General features: G+C 41.3%; 16 protein-coding genes. 14 read left to right on the top strand and 2 right to left on the bottom strand.

All coding sequences use genetic code 11. The features are described from left to right. Window positions 1-150 precede the first annotated feature (150 nt). From MSWH1_RS20200 to MSWH1_RS09830, 5 genes are all read left to right on the top strand, one after another. Window positions 151-555: a polysaccharide biosynthesis C-terminal domain-containing protein gene (locus tag MSWH1_RS20200; RefSeq protein WP_052722654.1), complete on the top strand. Its 405-nt coding sequence runs from the start codon at window positions 151-153 to the stop codon at window positions 553-555. 8 nt (window positions 556-563) lie between these two features. Next, window positions 564-725, top strand: a complete 162-nt coding sequence (locus tag MSWH1_RS20195) for a hypothetical protein (protein WP_231585648.1) — start codon at window positions 564-566, stop codon at window positions 723-725. A 157-nt stretch (window positions 726-882) separates the two neighbouring features. Continuing rightward, window positions 883-2085, top strand: a complete 1203-nt coding sequence (locus MSWH1_RS09840; protein ID WP_048130387.1) for an ATP-grasp domain-containing protein — start codon at window positions 883-885, stop codon at window positions 2083-2085. Between the two features lie 234 nt (window positions 2086-2319). Then, a complete protein-coding gene (locus MSWH1_RS09835; protein WP_197074587.1) occupies window positions 2320-2694 on the top strand; it encodes a hypothetical protein in 375 nt (124 codons plus the stop codon). A gap of 60 nt (window positions 2695-2754) precedes the next feature. Further along, window positions 2755-3393, top strand: a complete 639-nt coding sequence (locus MSWH1_RS09830) for a fasciclin domain-containing protein (RefSeq protein ID WP_197074046.1) — start codon at window positions 2755-2757, stop codon at window positions 3391-3393. 105 nt (window positions 3394-3498) lie between these two features. Here the strand turns inward: MSWH1_RS09830 and MSWH1_RS09825 are convergent, their stop codons facing one another. Beyond that, window positions 3499-3861, bottom strand: a complete 363-nt coding sequence (locus tag MSWH1_RS09825) for an STAS/SEC14 domain-containing protein (protein WP_048128108.1) — start codon at window positions 3859-3861, stop codon at window positions 3499-3501. 180 nt (window positions 3862-4041) lie between these two features. On the opposite strand from MSWH1_RS09825, the gene MSWH1_RS09820 reads away from it, so the two are divergent. The 5 genes from MSWH1_RS09820 to MSWH1_RS20185 all read left to right on the top strand — a co-directional run bounded on the left by MSWH1_RS09820 (window position 4042) and on the right by MSWH1_RS20185 (window position 7959). Then, window positions 4042-5739, top strand: coding sequence for a SulP family inorganic anion transporter (locus MSWH1_RS09820; protein WP_048128107.1), 1698 nt, complete (start codon window positions 4042-4044; stop codon window positions 5737-5739). Between the two features lie 397 nt (window positions 5740-6136). After that, window positions 6137-6907: an ABC transporter ATP-binding protein gene (locus MSWH1_RS09815; protein ID WP_231591723.1), complete on the top strand. Its 771-nt coding sequence runs from the start codon at window positions 6137-6139 to the stop codon at window positions 6905-6907. Window positions 6908-6925: 18 nt separating this feature from the next. Further along, the gene (locus tag MSWH1_RS20190; RefSeq protein ID WP_231591722.1) at window positions 6926-7120 is read left to right on the top strand and encodes a DUF4162 domain-containing protein; all 195 of its coding nucleotides are present in this window, start codon (window positions 6926-6928) and stop codon (window positions 7118-7120) included. A 3-nt stretch (window positions 7121-7123) separates the two neighbouring features. Further along, on the top strand, window positions 7124-7681 hold the full coding sequence (locus MSWH1_RS09810; RefSeq protein WP_231585652.1) for an ABC transporter permease: 558 nt from the start codon (window positions 7124-7126) through the stop codon (window positions 7679-7681). Beyond that, complete coding sequence (locus tag MSWH1_RS20185) at window positions 7669-7959, top strand: ABC transporter permease (protein WP_231585653.1); 291 nt, start codon at window positions 7669-7671, stop codon at window positions 7957-7959. The genes MSWH1_RS09810 and MSWH1_RS20185 overlap by 13 nt, the downstream gene beginning before the upstream one ends. Window positions 7960-9130: 1171 nt before the next feature. Here MSWH1_RS20185 and MSWH1_RS09800 read toward each other — a convergent pair. After that, entirely contained in the window at window positions 9131-10264 is a 1134-nt protein-coding gene (locus tag MSWH1_RS09800; protein ID WP_082088100.1) for a tetratricopeptide repeat protein, read from the bottom strand. 576 nt (window positions 10265-10840) lie between these two features. Here MSWH1_RS09800 and MSWH1_RS20560 point away from each other — a divergent pair. From MSWH1_RS20560 to MSWH1_RS09785, 4 genes are all read left to right on the top strand, one after another. Then, window positions 10841-10963, top strand: coding sequence for a hypothetical protein (locus tag MSWH1_RS20560; RefSeq protein ID WP_255350459.1), 123 nt, complete (start codon window positions 10841-10843; stop codon window positions 10961-10963). A 405-nt stretch (window positions 10964-11368) separates the two neighbouring features. Beyond that, window positions 11369-11557, top strand: coding sequence for an IS200/IS605 family transposase (gene tnpA, locus MSWH1_RS20180; protein ID WP_231585654.1), 189 nt, complete (start codon window positions 11369-11371; stop codon window positions 11555-11557). Between the two features lie 107 nt (window positions 11558-11664). Further along, on the top strand, window positions 11665-11751 hold the full coding sequence (locus MSWH1_RS18230) for a zinc ribbon domain-containing protein (protein WP_082088099.1): 87 nt from the start codon (window positions 11665-11667) through the stop codon (window positions 11749-11751). Between the two features lie 941 nt (window positions 11752-12692). Next, window positions 12693-14099 carry a glutamate decarboxylase gene (locus MSWH1_RS09785; protein ID WP_048128101.1) on the top strand — a complete coding sequence of 469 codons (1407 nt, stop codon included), beginning with the start codon at window positions 12693-12695 and terminating at the stop codon, window positions 14097-14099. Window positions 14100-14171: the final 72 nt, after the last annotated feature.

Below are 14171 nucleotides of genomic sequence, written 5' to 3'. Positions count from 1 at the left end.
CTTATTGCCTGGTTTCGATGAAGCTGTCCTTCTGGAATTAATGAGCATTGTCTTTCTTTTCGGTTCGTGCTTTTTTTGTTCTGCAGCCTACCGTCCACGGACGCGCTTGTCTTCCTCCCGGAAGTGTTTACAACATTCACGTTTCCTTTAATGTCTAAATATTTTAAGTGCCTGTTTGCAGCAGGTCTGCTGATTGCAGTCCTGGTAACCTTTGCTTCAGAGAAAATCATTCTGACCTTCTACAGCCCTGAATATCGGAAATCAGTAATTGCGTTGCAGATCCTTATCTGGGCAACAGCCATCACGTTCCAAAGTGTTCTTATCAGTTCGACACGCGTTTCAAGCGGAAACCAGCAGATAATCTCAAAAACAGCCATCTTAGCAGCATTCTTGAACGTATTTTTAAACCTGGTCCTGATTCCTTCAAATAGCTATGTAGGTGCTGCTGTCGCCACCGTACTTTCAGTATTAGGGTCTATTATGTTCGGGCTTTTCTGGATTCGTAAAAATCTTTTACATGAAAATTCGCTCAAAGTAGCCGTTTCTCCCTTATAGGCGCAGGCATGATATCTCTGCTCGTTCCCCTGTTAAGTCCATATACGGATATCCTCATCCTCAGTGCTGCCTCTGTCCCTGTTTTTGCTGTAGTCCTTTATATTACTGGCTGGATAGACTCCAATGACAAAAACATTCTCTTAAAACTAATTTCCCGCAACACATCCTGATACAAAGAGATGAAGAGATTTCTAATAGCGCCAAAATAAATATTACTAACCTCTTTTATTATCCGGGTTCAGATTTCTTCGGGTTCAGATTTCTCCGGATTCAGATTTCTCCGGGTTCATGTTTCCAGGTTCAACAATCATAAAAAAGGTTAGAAAAATGTTAATACTCGATCACCCCTACGTATCTGAATTTTTGAAAGATACTGCTGCAGAAATGCAGATTCCTGTTCTAAAAAATGAAATGGCAGCTGGAATTGATGTGGAAAAAAGGCTGAAGCTTCTTGAAGAAGCCGAGTTTATCGAATTAATAAAAGAAGAGGGCGAATACGCCCTTTATTCCAATTCCGAAAATTCTATTGGTTGGATATCGGAAAATTTGGGTTTTACAGAGCTACCTGAGAAAATAGAGCTTTTCAAGAGCAAAATCAAATTCAGAAAACTGCTGGAAAGAATATACCCTGACTTTTATTTCCAGGGTGTTGAGTTTGAAAAGCTGGACGAAATTCGGGTTGAGGAGATTAAAAAACCTTTCATCATAAAGCCTGATGTAGGTTTTTTTAGCCTCGGAGTGTACAAGGTTTCGACCGACGAAGAATGGGAACCAGTCCTCTGGCGTATAAAAGCCGAAGTCGAGGAAGTTAAAGGACGCTATCCGGTTCAGGTGCTTGATACCGGGAACTTCATTATCGAAGAAAATATTAAAGGAGAAGAATTTGCGGTTGACGCTTACTTCAACCGCGCGGGAAAGCCTGTAGTCCTCGATATCTTGAAGCATATCTTTTCCTCGGAAAACGATGTAAGTGATAGGGTATACTTTACTTCGAAAGCTATTATAGAAAACTACAGGGAAACAGTTGAAGATCTTTTAAAAGAAATAGGAAAGCTTGCTGGGCTCAGGAATTTCCCTCTCCATATGGAACTGAGAGTAGGAAAAGACAGGAGAATCCAGATAATAGAACTGAATCCGATCCGCTTTGCGGGCTGGTGCACAACGGATATTGCACATTTTGCCTATGGAATTAACACCTACAGGTATTTCTTTGAGCAGCTTGAACCGGACTGGAATAAGGTTCTTGCAGGAAAGGAAGGGAAGAGTTTCTGCCTTGTGATATTGAATAAGCCTGCAGAAATTAATTCAAAAGCGGTACAAACCTTCGATTACGAAAAACTGCTTTCAGACTTTGAAAAGCCTCTTGAACTCAGGAAAACTGACCATGAGAAATACGGGCTCTTCGGGTATGTGTTTACGGAAACCAGAGACAGCAACTGGGTAGAGATCAAGAGGATTCTGAAATCTGATTTAAGGGAGTATATCTCTTTTAAAGAAATAGCATCTGATGTTCCGATGCTCAAAGATTAATAATAATTGAAAGCATCGATGAATTCAAAAATTCAGACCGGTTCAGACAAAATTTTACTTTTTTAATTCCATTTTTGAAGAGGGTTTGGAGGAGAAGTAGCAACGTGTGAGAGAAAAATTATATAAAGGCCCATCTATATTATTCATAGGGGATATATTACCAAATGTATGTATGAATGAAAGGGGGATGAAGTTATCGGGAAAATAAAATTTTTCGGTTCTGTGCTTATTATAGTGATGCTTGTCACACTAATATTATTTGCCTCCGGTTGTTCTCAAAAAGCACCAGAGAATGAAACTAAAAAAGTGGTAAATGAAAGCGAGAACTTAACAAAAAAAGCTGAAAATATAGGTGAAAACCTAACAAAGAAAGCCGAAAACGAAGGTGAAAACTTATCAAAGAAAGCCGAAAATGAAGGTGAAAACTTAACAAAGAAAGCCGAAAACGAAGGTGAAAACTTAATAAAGAAAGCCGAAAATGAAGGTGAAAACTTATCAAAGAAAGCCGAAAATGAAGGTGAAAACTTATCAAAGAAAGCCGAAAATGAAGGTGAAAACTTATCAAAGAAAGCCGAAAATGAAGGTGAAAACTTATCAAAGAAAACTTAAAATGAAGGTGAAAACTTAACAAAGAAAACTTAAAATGAACCTCTATAAATAAAGAGAGGGATGGGATCAAAGGGGGATGAAATTATCAAGGGGGATGAGATTATCGGGAAAATAAAACTTTTCGGTTCTGTGCTTATTGCAATGATGCTTATTTCATTAGTGTTATTCGCTTCCGGCTGTTCTCAAAAAGCACCAGAGAATGAAACTAAAAAAGTGGTAAATGAAAGCGAGAACTTAACAAAAGAAGCTGAAGGTGTTCCACAAGAAATTTTAAATGTCGTGGAAAAAAGTGATAGGAACATTGTGCAAACGTTAGCTGACAGAAACTTCGCAACTCTGGTTGAGCTTATCAACGTTGCGGGGCTTGAGATGACTCTGGCTGAGGATGGAATTTATACTGTTTTTGCTCCAACTGATGAAGCTTTTGACCAACTTCCTGTAAATGCGGTTCCTGCGCTTGAGAACAATACCCAGGAACTGAATAAAGTCTTAACCTACCATGTTGTTGCTGGGAAAATACTGATGAAAAATGATATTGAAAACATGACAAGTATCAAGACACTTGAAGGAAGAGAACTCGCTGTCAATGTGACAGCCAATGGCATTCAGGTTGGAGGCGCAAACATAACAGAAGCGGACATCCTGACCAGCAATGGGGTAATTCATCAAATAGATAAGGTGTTAATCCCACCGCAGTGAAGTGGAAATTACGAGCTTCTCTATGAAGATGACTACAAACAGAGAAACTCTGGAGTCGTAAGAGAAGCTTTCATATTTTTTTTCATTACTTTATTTTTCCTGTTTTCATTCACTGATCCAGATCTTTGCTTCAGGAAACTCTTCATTTCTAAAGGTTTTCACCGGACATGGAATAACAAACTTAAATATTTTAACTGCATCAATTATCCAGTCCACGTCTGAGATAACTGCGATCTTTTCAAATGCAGTGAGGTGCCATATTCCAACCTTGGCATCGTCCCACATGGCATCATGGGTAAAACCTGTGAAATTCTGGCCCAATTGATAGAGCATACGAATCTTCCCGTACTTTCGTATTTTGTCCTCGATTGCAGGAATCAATACCTTTTCATAATCTTCTCTAGTTACCTTACCACTTGCAATAGCTGCAACGACGTTTTCCGGCAAATCCGGTATAATCTCTATCATTTTGCTCCCCTTTTCTATTCTGCTTCATTTAATTACGATACAAAACCAATCTAATTTATTGATCCTTATAAATATAACTTTAACTCGAAAACGTATACTGATTAAAAGCCAATAGATGAATTATGATTGAAACATGAATTCAAATCCATAAATATTTTTTATTAGGAGATTAAAGCGAATATGGCACCTGCACAAAATCCTAAAAGGTTCCTTCACTTCCCCCTCTTCCAGGGAGCATTACCCTCCAACCCTAAACAAATACCCCTGGAAATCACTGCAGGGATCGCATTCGCAGCATTTGCTATTCCTGAGGTTATGGGGTACACTAAGATTGCAGGTATGCCCTTAGTTACCGGGATCTACACAATCCTGCTTCCAATGCTAGCCTTTGCCATTTTCGGGTCATCCCGACATCTTGTAGTCGGAGCTGACTCTGCAACTGCGGCGATTATAGCGAGTGGACTGATAACAATAGCAGTGCCAGAATCTCCTCAATATATTGCATATGCAGGCATGATCGCTCTACTTGTAGCAATCTTTCTTCTTCTTGCAGGCTTGCTACAACTCGGTTTTCTAGCTGATTTCCTTTCTCACCCGGTCCTGATAGGATTTCTTACCGGTGTTGGCATCAGTATCTCGATCTCACAGCTTGGTGGGATGTTTGGGATATCCACAGGGTCATCTGGAACATTTATGCAGCTTGCGTCTTTATTGAGAGACCTGGCTCTTACAAATATTCCCACACTCATAGTCTCGTTATCCGTAATCGGGATTATTGTTCTTAGCGAAAGGATTGGAAGCAAAGTTCCAGGTGCACTAATAGCAATCATCGGGGCAATTACTGCAAGCTGGATGTTCGATTTTTCTTTTTACGGGATTAACATCCTTGATACAGTACCCGGAGGTTTGCCTCATCTATCTTTTCCTCAAGTCCCACTTTCTGATATCCCAAAACTCCTTAACATCTCAGTAGCCTGTTTTATTATCATCCTTGCCCAGAGTGCTGCAACGTCCCGGGCTTATGCTATGAAGTTTTCCGACACATTCAATGAGAATTCAGATCTCATCGGATTGAGCCTCGCTAATGCAGCAGCAGGGATATCAGGCACTTTCGTGGTCAACGGCAGCCCGACCAAGACCGAGATGGTCAGAAGTGCCGGAGGGCGTACCCAGCTGACTCAGCTCACAACAGTCTTCATAGTCCTGATAGTTCTTATGTTCTTTACAAGGCCATTTGCCTATTTGCCCACAGCCGTACTTTCATCGGTGGTATTCCTAATTGGCCTGCGACTTATCGATACTGAGGGGATGACCGCTCTTCACAGACAGCGCCCTGTCGAATTCAATGTCGCCCTGATAACAGCTATGACGGTCGTAGTTATAGGCGTCGAGCAGGGAATAGTGATAGCTATTTTACTCTCGATCATTGCTCACCTGCGCCACAGTTACAGACCTCTTAACCTGCTGCTTGTTCCAAAACCCGGAGGAGCCATGAGGGCAGTTCCACTTGAAAAAGGACAGCAAGCTGTTGAAGGCCTGTTGATCTATCGTTTTGGTTCAAATCTCTACTTTGCTAACGAAAACCGTTTCACAAAAGAAATAATTGAACTTGCCAAAAAAGATGGCTCACTTAAGTGGTTTTGCATTTCTGCAACGAACATTGGAGATATAGATTTCACCGCTATAGAGGCGTTAAAAAATGTATGCATTCAGCTGCAAAAACTGGGTGTTACTCTTGTATTAAGTGAAGTGGTGCGGCCTGTAATTAATGAGCTGGATAGGGACGGCATAACCAAAATGATTGGTAGGGACCATATCTTTGAGTCAGTCCAGGATGTCATAGAAGCTTACAAGAACTCAACAGATGGTTTACGCTAACTCTAAAGATTCCATTTTTTTATTCCCTGGCAGCATACCTGAAGTTCTGCAAATTGAACAACAGATAATCCGGCTCATCCGTCATGTACAAATTATTCTGCTGATCTGTTTGATTTCTCTTTGTCCTCCGGAGCAATTAATTTTTGCTGCCTTTCTTTAGCCAGGCTTATGAAAAGAACGATTTGCCAAAATGTTGGTGGTTCCCGATTATGCGGTTGATATTATTCGGAATATCCGGCTGAATTTCTTGTTTTTCTATTCTACTCCTTACAGGGCTGAACTTGTCTCACCTGCAACTCAAAAAGTAACAGGAGAATTCATACCGTCACTATATAAATTGAGTTCAGAAATGTCTTCCTTCTCCGAAGACTGTTTCCCTTACCCTCGGGAACCTCTTTTGAATTCACATATAAATATAAGCGCCTCCGCCAGCTTATCTGGTGGCCTTGCAAAGAAGAGAGATAGTGTAAAAATTTTTGATCCGGAGGCAAACTTCTCATTTTTAGGGCCAAATGGGGCAGGGAAAAGTACTGTAATCAATATTCTGACGACCCTTTTGCCAATCCAGAAAGGGAGCGTAAGGATTGCAGGGTTTGATGTGAAAACCGACCCTGAAAAGATAAGGGAATCTATAGGAATTGTCTTTCAGGAACTGACCCTTGACAGGGATATGACTGTGAGGGAGATTCTGGAGTACCATGGAAGACTCAATTCCATGCCGAAAGCTGCAAGGCAGGAAAGGATTGAGGAGTTGATTAAACTGGTCGAGCTTGAAGGAAAGCGGGATACTCTTACAAGGCACCTCAGCGGTGGGATGAAGCGCAGGCTTGAGATTGCGAGGGGGCTTATGACCCACCCACAAGTGCTTTTTATGGACGAGCCTACAATCGGGCTTGACCCTCAGACAAGGATAAGGATCTGGGAATATGTGAAGGATATCAACCGGCAGGGCACAACCATTTTCCTGACAACCCATTATATGGACGAAGCTGACAAGCTCAGTGACAGGATAAGCATCATAGACCACGGGAAAATTATTGTAACGGGCAAGCCCTGGAAATTAAAAAACGCCCTTGGTGAAGACCTTATTTACCTTGAAACCAGCGACAATGCTGTTGCTTCAGGTTTGCTCAAAGGGCTTTCCAGCGTAAAAGGTATCAGGAAATAAACAAAGGGAATTGTTGTCATGGTCAATGAGGACGGCACCTATCTGCTGCCTGAGATCATGGATATACTTCGAAACGGGGGGATCAGGGTTAAGGCTGTAAACCTCAAAAAACCTTCAATGGATGATGTTTTTGTCCACTACACCGGCAGGGAGTTCAGGGAAGAGGGGGCAGAGAATGGGTCGGTGGCAATCGTGTGGGCAGGGAGGCGCTAAAAGATGCACACGGGTTTTCTTACCATTTACTGGCGGGACATGCTCAGGTTTGTCAGGTTCAGGACCCTCCTGTTTGCGTCTCTTGTCCAGCCGGCACTCTGGCTTGCCTTTTTCGGGATTGCGATGTCCAACAACTTTGATCGGTTGACTGCAACTCTCCCGGTCCTTCCTGGAGTCAGGACTGTCGGCTACCTGACCTTCATAGGAGCAGGCGTTATTGCAATGACCACACTTTTTACAAGCCTGTTCGGAGGAACAGTGCTGCTTTTTGACAAAAACTGGGGGCTCATGCGTGAAACCCTTTCAAGTCCGATTCCAAGAATTCATGTGATAATAGGTATAGGGCTTTCCGGCATGACCAAGTCCTTTATTCAGGCATCCGTTATCATGATATTCGGGCTCTTGCTCGGGGTCCAGTTTTTTGAAGGATACCCTCCGGTGCAGATCCTTTACTCTCTGGCCGGGATCATGGTTTTTGTAGGCACGTTTTCCCTCGGATTTCTTTTCCTTTCGGCTGCAATCGCAATAACCATGGAAAGCCCCGAGGGATGCAGGCAGTAATAACCTTGCTTACCATGCCTTTCTTTTTCACAAGCAATGCACTTTATCCTGTAGACTCTTTCCCGCCTGTGCTCCGCGCTCTGTCCACAATCAACCCACTCACTCATCTTGTCAGTGGGATCAGGTATTTTGCAATTGGAAGCGATTTTTCTGCAATTGGGATCCGTTATACTTACACACAGGGAGAGATCTTTATTTCCTATTTTGCCCTGCTGGCTTTTGCAGGAATAATGTTTTTGATTGCAAGGTGGAGATTCAGTAAGGTCACTGTTACATAATTTGGTTTCATGATGCGATTAAATGATTCAGTTACATGATCCGGTAAAATGATTCAGTTGCATTATTTACATCTTTCAGGCTTTTTCTCCTGAATTCTTTTTTCAGGTCTTTCATTTAAGATATTTTTTAACTCCTAACTTGTTTTCAGGAATTTTGTTTCCAGAAATATATTCCCTTTCCTCCCGAAAAAATGGCAAAATCATTAACATCTACTCGAGCGCTGGAAAAGAAAGGTTTATTTTTTCCTTTCATTTCTCTATTCCTTTCATTTTACCTTGTGGACCTGATTCAGGGTTTTTTAGTCTCGTTTCCACTGTTGATTCTCAGAAATTGTTAGCTTTATATCTGATCAAACCAGCTATCGAATGTAGCAGTATTCCGGTAAAAGCCATAAAAATCCCAATGAAAGTCAGCAGCGACATCAAAACAGCAGACTCGAGATTAAAACTTCCGCCAGGATAAAAGGGTTGCACATCATTAAGGTATATATACAACCCGACTGCTACAAGAGTGAAACCTGGCAGAGTAAAGTAATACAGAGGACTATTGAACTCCATGTCGTTAAAAATGTTTAACAGGACATTCGGACCGTGCCTTAGAGGATTTTCCGTCGGGCAATTTATATCACACACTTGAGCCACATTTTGAAGCGTAAGATCACCTTCAAGGTCATCAAAAAATTTTTGCAAACTTATATAATTGGACTAATTTTCTGGATGAAGATACTTCAAAATATAAAAATCCATCTGAAAGAATCCGATGTGAATAAAAATAGATAAACCGGAGAACAAAGACGAGCGCAGAAATAAGACGAGTGCAAAAATAAGACGAGTGCAAAAATAAGACGAGCGCAGAAATAAGACGAGCGCAGAAATCACTGTTCTGGTGCTTTCTTTCATATTTTCTTACTTTTAGTGGTTCTAATTCAATCTGGTTTCTCCAAAAAAATAATTCTGGTTTAACTGTAGAATAGATCTCACTAAACAGAGTGCAGGAAAATCTTTCTCCTGGCCAATGGCATAAAAACTATATTATAAAAAAATTGAATCCGGTAATATCTAATTCTTGTCCTTGCAGGAGAGGATATATTTTCCAGCCTTATAGAACAGATTAACCATATACTCTAAGCAGGTGGTTAAGCATCTAACCAAAATATGAACGGATTGAAAATTACTTTTTTCTCTCCCGTCCTTTACTCATGTTTTTCTCAGTCTTCTCTTCTTTTGGCTCTTTCCTTGTCCATTCACTTTTTTTAGGTCTCTCTCCTCTCTGCTTTCTCCCCTGACCCCAACTTTTCTTCATTATCTCGCTTGTTGGTTCCTTCCTTGTCCATACACTTCTGCTTACTTTCGGCCTTCCCTCTTCTCTTTCCTCTTCGTCTTCCTCTTCATTCAGGTCGAATCCGAGTTTTGAGCTCAAGGAATTTCTGGCTTTTCGAGCTTCGGCATAGTCCGGATTAATCCTGAGAGCTCTTTCAAGAGCTCCAAAAGCTTCTTCATTTTTTTCCAGGCCGGAGAGTGCCATACCTTTACAGTACCAGGCTTCCGCAAAATTGGGCTTTATTGAGATGGCCTGACTGCAGGGCCCAAGCGCTTTTTTATGTTTACCGAGCTTGAGATGGACAAGGCTTTTTCCGACCCATGTCTTTGCATTGTCAGGGTTTATTTTGAGGGCGGCATCGTAGGCTATTAAGGCTTCCACATGTCTGTCCAGGCTGTAGAGAGCAAAGCCTTTGCCTTCCCAGGCTCGGGAAAGGTTCGGGTTTATTTTGAGGGCGGTATCATAAGCCGTTATGGCTTCTTCGTATTTGCCGAGGTCAGCGAGGGCAGAGCCTTTTGCGTGCCAGGCACCTGCAAGTTTGGGATTGGCTGCAAGGGCTTTTTCAGAGGCTGCAAGGGCTTTTTCGTGCTGTCCGAGCCTGCAGTGGACTAAGGTTTTAAGGTTCCAGGTCTTGTCGCTGTTTGGCTTGATTTCAAGCAGCCTGTCAAAAGCCTGCAGGGCATCTTCATCCCTGTTGAGCTGAAGAAGTGTGAAACCTTTTTCGTAAAGGTAGGCAGGATTCTCAGGTTCGATTTCAAGAGCTTTTTCAAAGGCTTTCAGGGAATCCCTGTACATTCTGTGCCTTAGAAACACTGCGGCTTTACCTGCCCAGGCGGTTGCATCCTCAGGGTTTTTCTTAAGGGTTTTCTCATAAGGCTTAAGTGCTTTATTCAGGCGGTCATAGGCTGTGCCACCGGCATTATCAGCTCTGCCTGCACCTTTGGTTTTGCCTGTCTTTCCTACTTTTCTAAAATCATTTGCCATAGTATCAGTTCCGTGTAATTCGGTTTAGAGTAACTCTTTTTGTGATGAGAATTCGGTACACACCCAACCTCCCCTGATGGGCGGCAAATTCTCCGAGAAATCTTATTCCAAACTCCGTTCTCTTATTTCAAACTGCTCCTGTTAACTTATAAAGGTCGAAAATGTCAGATATGGATAGATAATTATCCTGTAAAATAAAGAGGTAAAGCCCAATATTAAATGCGCCCTGATATAAACCTGTACCAAGATTCTCTTGAAAGTGATACAATAATTCAAAAACAGCCGCCTAAGGAAGAAATCATATTGACATCATAGAAAAACGTCCCTGAGGGGAATGAATTGATAATGAACAAAACTGATTACCCTGGAAATTGCCCCCTATCCCGAGTAGCTTTTATCATATCATCCCTGACAAAAGGGTTTCTCTATTTGAAAGGTTTATTGAAACCCGACTCGGGAGTAAAAGCTGTACATGGAAATTAATCCTGTCGCCCGAGACAGTAGTATCCTCACGTATCGAAGCGTTGAAGAAACGTTATTCAGAACTTTGGATTTCCAGGGAAGAACTCATCGCGCATGCACAGGACCTCGCACGCCACAGTCCTCGCCGTTGTAATTGCCTTTCTCTTAAACGAACCCACAATGGTTACTCTAATCGTGGGGAAAGAAGCCGGGCAGGTAGTCTCCCCGGATATTTGAATAACTTAAAAGATCAAACGCCTTTTACTCTCTATAGACCTGTAATCAAAGTCTGGGCAGGGAATGAAGAGCACACTGTGTTGATGGATGCAGCAGTTACTCCAGCCTGCATTTTTAACTCTAAGGCGGGAAGTCCCTTTCCTCGACAGCCGAAGGCTGGCAGGTGGGGGATGAAAGCCATCAACTTCTACAAAACAACAGTAACATAATTATTTATATATATAAGTATATCAATATGGTTATAACTATGCAGTATAAACTGTATCTTGGAAATCATTCTGTGTATTTACTCTATTCTCATTTCATTCAGTGTGTGAAATATAGGAGAAAAGCTCTAACGAACCCTTTAGTTGTTGATTTTCTCAAAACAAAAATCCATAGATAAGTGAAACATTCGATGTTGAAGTGCTGAATATCGAGTGTGATAAAGAACACTTTCATTTATTATTTTCAGCAAAACCTTCGCTTGATATTCCAAAGTATATTAACACCATCAAGACAATAACTTCAAGGGAGATTCGCAAGAATTTTCCAGAAGTAAAAACTATGTTATGGAAAGATACGTTCTGGTCAAGATCGTATTTTATCGCATAAACAGGGCAAGTAACCTTAGATATACTGAAGCAATATGTGGATAACCAGGGCAAATATGCATCTGACGAAGAAGATAAAGATCAATCCAACTGAAGAAAAGACAAGATATGCCTCTTTGGGAAAGAACTATGAAATGTGATTGTGGAAACGTAATTGATAGGGATAGAAATAGTGCTATCAACATCATGAAGTGATTCTTATCACAAAATGTTTTGTAGACAGGCTATCAGAAAGATTCTGATAATCTTCGACAAACAGGATTACAGATGGATAATTTCATTATGCAAATATCCAGGTGACGTAATCACTCGAAGGAAGCTCCGTCCTCGCTTTCATCAGAAAGCAGGGCGGGGTAGTTCACTAACGCAGAGTTTTTGAAGGCTGATCCTGGCAGAATAAAAGCTATTTCCCTTAGCCATGGGCATCCGGATTATTTTTCTCGGGCTTGTAGAGCTTTTGAAATTTGTAAGTAAAGAGCAGAATAAAGAAGTCCCGTTTTTTCTTCATCCCGATACCTTTCTTGAACGCTGTTTCAACATTTCTTTAATCGGGCACACTGTCATGTTTTGCTATTTTTTTATTTTTGTATTTTTAATATGTTATGCGACTTTTGATTTTTGGGTTTATTTCTAATATTTTATCAACCTGTATCCGCAAACGTTTGAGAAAAACAATAGTTTTATGTTGGTAAGATTATAAATAATATATTTGTCATGATGTAGCAAGAATATCAATGAAAGTATTAAATATCAGCTGGTAGTATAGATAAGTGTCTCTACACGACAGACACAAACCTTAAATCGCCTCCTAAATCGTTGAAAGCACCTGAAACTCCTTTTTTACCCCTGCCTGATTTTTACAGGCAGAGGTCAAGGGTGCCAACTCATTTCTGTGATTACCATAAAGTCTCTTCAGGGAGTTTTTATTTAAAAATCACAATTGCTATCGAAATGAAAACAGTGTTATGGAAATTTTCTCAATAACAAAATAAATTAGACGGTTATTATAAAAAGGAATGGAGATAATTAATTAGAAACCCAAACTCGTCTTTCAGCAGCTTTGTATTTTTCGTTTTTTTCAAAGTAAGCCGGGAAGACAGAGGAGTTTGTTACTGTATCTGTGGGGGGTTAAAGTTATGATTTCAAGGAAAATGAATCTGGAAAGTATGGATGAGTCTAAAAAATACCGTGTTGGAGCATACAGTGCTAGGTATGTCCCAAAAACAGGAGAAAAAGGTATTCCAAAGTATGAATTTCCTGAGGATGGTATGAGCCCAAGGGCAGCTTATCAACTGGTACATGATGAGCAGAGCCTCGACGGCAATCCTTTCCTTAATCTGGCAAGCTTTGTCAACACATGGATGGAACCGGAAGCAGATAAGCTTGTTATGGAAAATATTAGCAAAAATATCATAGATGTTTTCGAATATCCCCAAACTTCCAGAGTTATTCACCACAATATTGTGAATATGCTCGGGCGCCTTTTTAATGGCCATCGCACCGATTTTGTGGGCACGTCAACCGCCGGCTCTTCAGAAGCTATAATGCTGGGATTGCTGGCTCATAAATGGAACTGGAAAAAATCTGAGCGAGGTACGGATAAACCAAACATAATTTTCGGAAACGATGCTCACGTTTGCTGGGATAAGTTTGCCAGGTACTTTGATGTTGATGCCAGAAAAGTTCCTATAGATAAAGATAGGCGCACAATCACGGCTGAAGCTGTCGCAGAAAGGATTGACGAGAACACAATCTGTGTCGGTTGCGTCCTGGGGACAACCTTTACAGGAGAAATAGATCCTGTAAAAGACATTAACGATTTACTTCTGGAATATGAAAAAGAAAAAGGCTGGGACATACCTATCCATATCGATGCTGCAAGTGGCGGCTTCATATTGCCTTTTACCGAACCGAATTTTGAGTGGGACTTCAGGCTGGAAAGAGTAAAATCCATAAATGTTTCAGGGCATAAGTACGGATTGACTTATCCGGGCCTTGGCTGGCTGATCTTCCGTAATAAAAATGCCCTCCCCGAAGACCTGATTTTCCATGTAAACTACCTTGGGGAAATGGAAGATTCGTACACCCTGAACTTTTCAGGAGGCAGTGCAATGGTTGCGGCTCAATATTACAATTTTTTAAGGTTCGGAAGAGCTGGCTATACCGGAATAATGAAAAAAATCCTTGACGTTTCCCAGGATCTCGCAAAGAAGGTTGACAGTCTGGGCCGTTTCGAAATGCTGAACAAAGGAGAACGGCTCCCTATAATTGCTTTCAGACAAAAAGAGGAGACTGGCTATTCCCTGCTCCAGCTCTCACACAAATTGAGGGAAAGGGGCTGGATAGTCCCTGCCTACTGTCTCCCGGAAAATGCGGCGGATATCGAGATAATGCGCATAGTCGTAAGAGAAAACTTTACTCCGGACATGGCAACAATTATAGTCGAAGACCTCGAAAAAGCCTGCCAATTCCTTGAAAATGGAACTGAATCCGGGATAGAAAAACCGTGCCCGTCAGAAAAAGGGATGGCACATATTTGCTGAAAAGTTGCATTTCAAGCAGCTTGTTTAGATAAATCAGCCCTTGTACCAATAAAAGATTAACAGTCGACGCAG

Origin of the sequence: Methanosarcina sp. WH1 (assembly GCF_000970005.1) — an archaeon.
GTDB lineage: Archaea > Halobacteriota > Methanosarcinia > Methanosarcinales > Methanosarcinaceae > Methanosarcina.
This window is presented reverse-complemented; position numbering and strand designations above follow the sequence as displayed.

What these genes read in the sequence shown, in the direction of transcription:
- MSWH1_RS20190 (WP_231591722.1), top strand. Translation starts at nt 6,926, where the DNA reads ATGGTCAATGAGGACGGCACCTATCTGCTGCCTGAGATCATGGATATA.
- MSWH1_RS20195 (WP_231585648.1), top strand. Translation starts at nt 564, where the DNA reads ATGATATCTCTGCTCGTTCCCCTGTTAAGTCCATATACGGATATCCTC.
- MSWH1_RS09830 (WP_197074046.1), top strand. Translation starts at nt 2,755, where the DNA reads ATGGGATCAAAGGGGGATGAAATTATCAAGGGGGATGAGATTATCGGG.
- MSWH1_RS09810 (WP_231585652.1), top strand. Translation starts at nt 7,124, where the DNA reads ATGCACACGGGTTTTCTTACCATTTACTGGCGGGACATGCTCAGGTTT.
- MSWH1_RS09825 (WP_048128108.1), bottom strand. Translation starts at nt 3,861, where the DNA reads ATGATAGAGATTATACCGGATTTGCCGGAAAACGTCGTTGCAGCTATT.
- MSWH1_RS09785 (WP_048128101.1), top strand. Translation starts at nt 12,693, where the DNA reads ATGATTTCAAGGAAAATGAATCTGGAAAGTATGGATGAGTCTAAAAAA.
- MSWH1_RS18230 (WP_082088099.1), top strand. Translation starts at nt 11,665, where the DNA reads ATGCCTCTTTGGGAAAGAACTATGAAATGTGATTGTGGAAACGTAATT.
- MSWH1_RS20200 (WP_052722654.1), top strand. Translation starts at nt 151, where the DNA reads ATGTCTAAATATTTTAAGTGCCTGTTTGCAGCAGGTCTGCTGATTGCA.
- MSWH1_RS09800 (WP_082088100.1), bottom strand. Translation starts at nt 10,264, where the DNA reads ATGGCAAATGATTTTAGAAAAGTAGGAAAGACAGGCAAAACCAAAGGT.
- MSWH1_RS09820 (WP_048128107.1), top strand. Translation starts at nt 4,042, where the DNA reads ATGGCACCTGCACAAAATCCTAAAAGGTTCCTTCACTTCCCCCTCTTC.
- MSWH1_RS20560 (WP_255350459.1), top strand. Translation starts at nt 10,841, where the DNA reads ATGCACAGGACCTCGCACGCCACAGTCCTCGCCGTTGTAATTGCCTTT.
- MSWH1_RS20185 (WP_231585653.1), top strand. Translation starts at nt 7,669, where the DNA reads ATGCAGGCAGTAATAACCTTGCTTACCATGCCTTTCTTTTTCACAAGC.
- MSWH1_RS09840 (WP_048130387.1), top strand. Translation starts at nt 883, where the DNA reads ATGTTAATACTCGATCACCCCTACGTATCTGAATTTTTGAAAGATACT.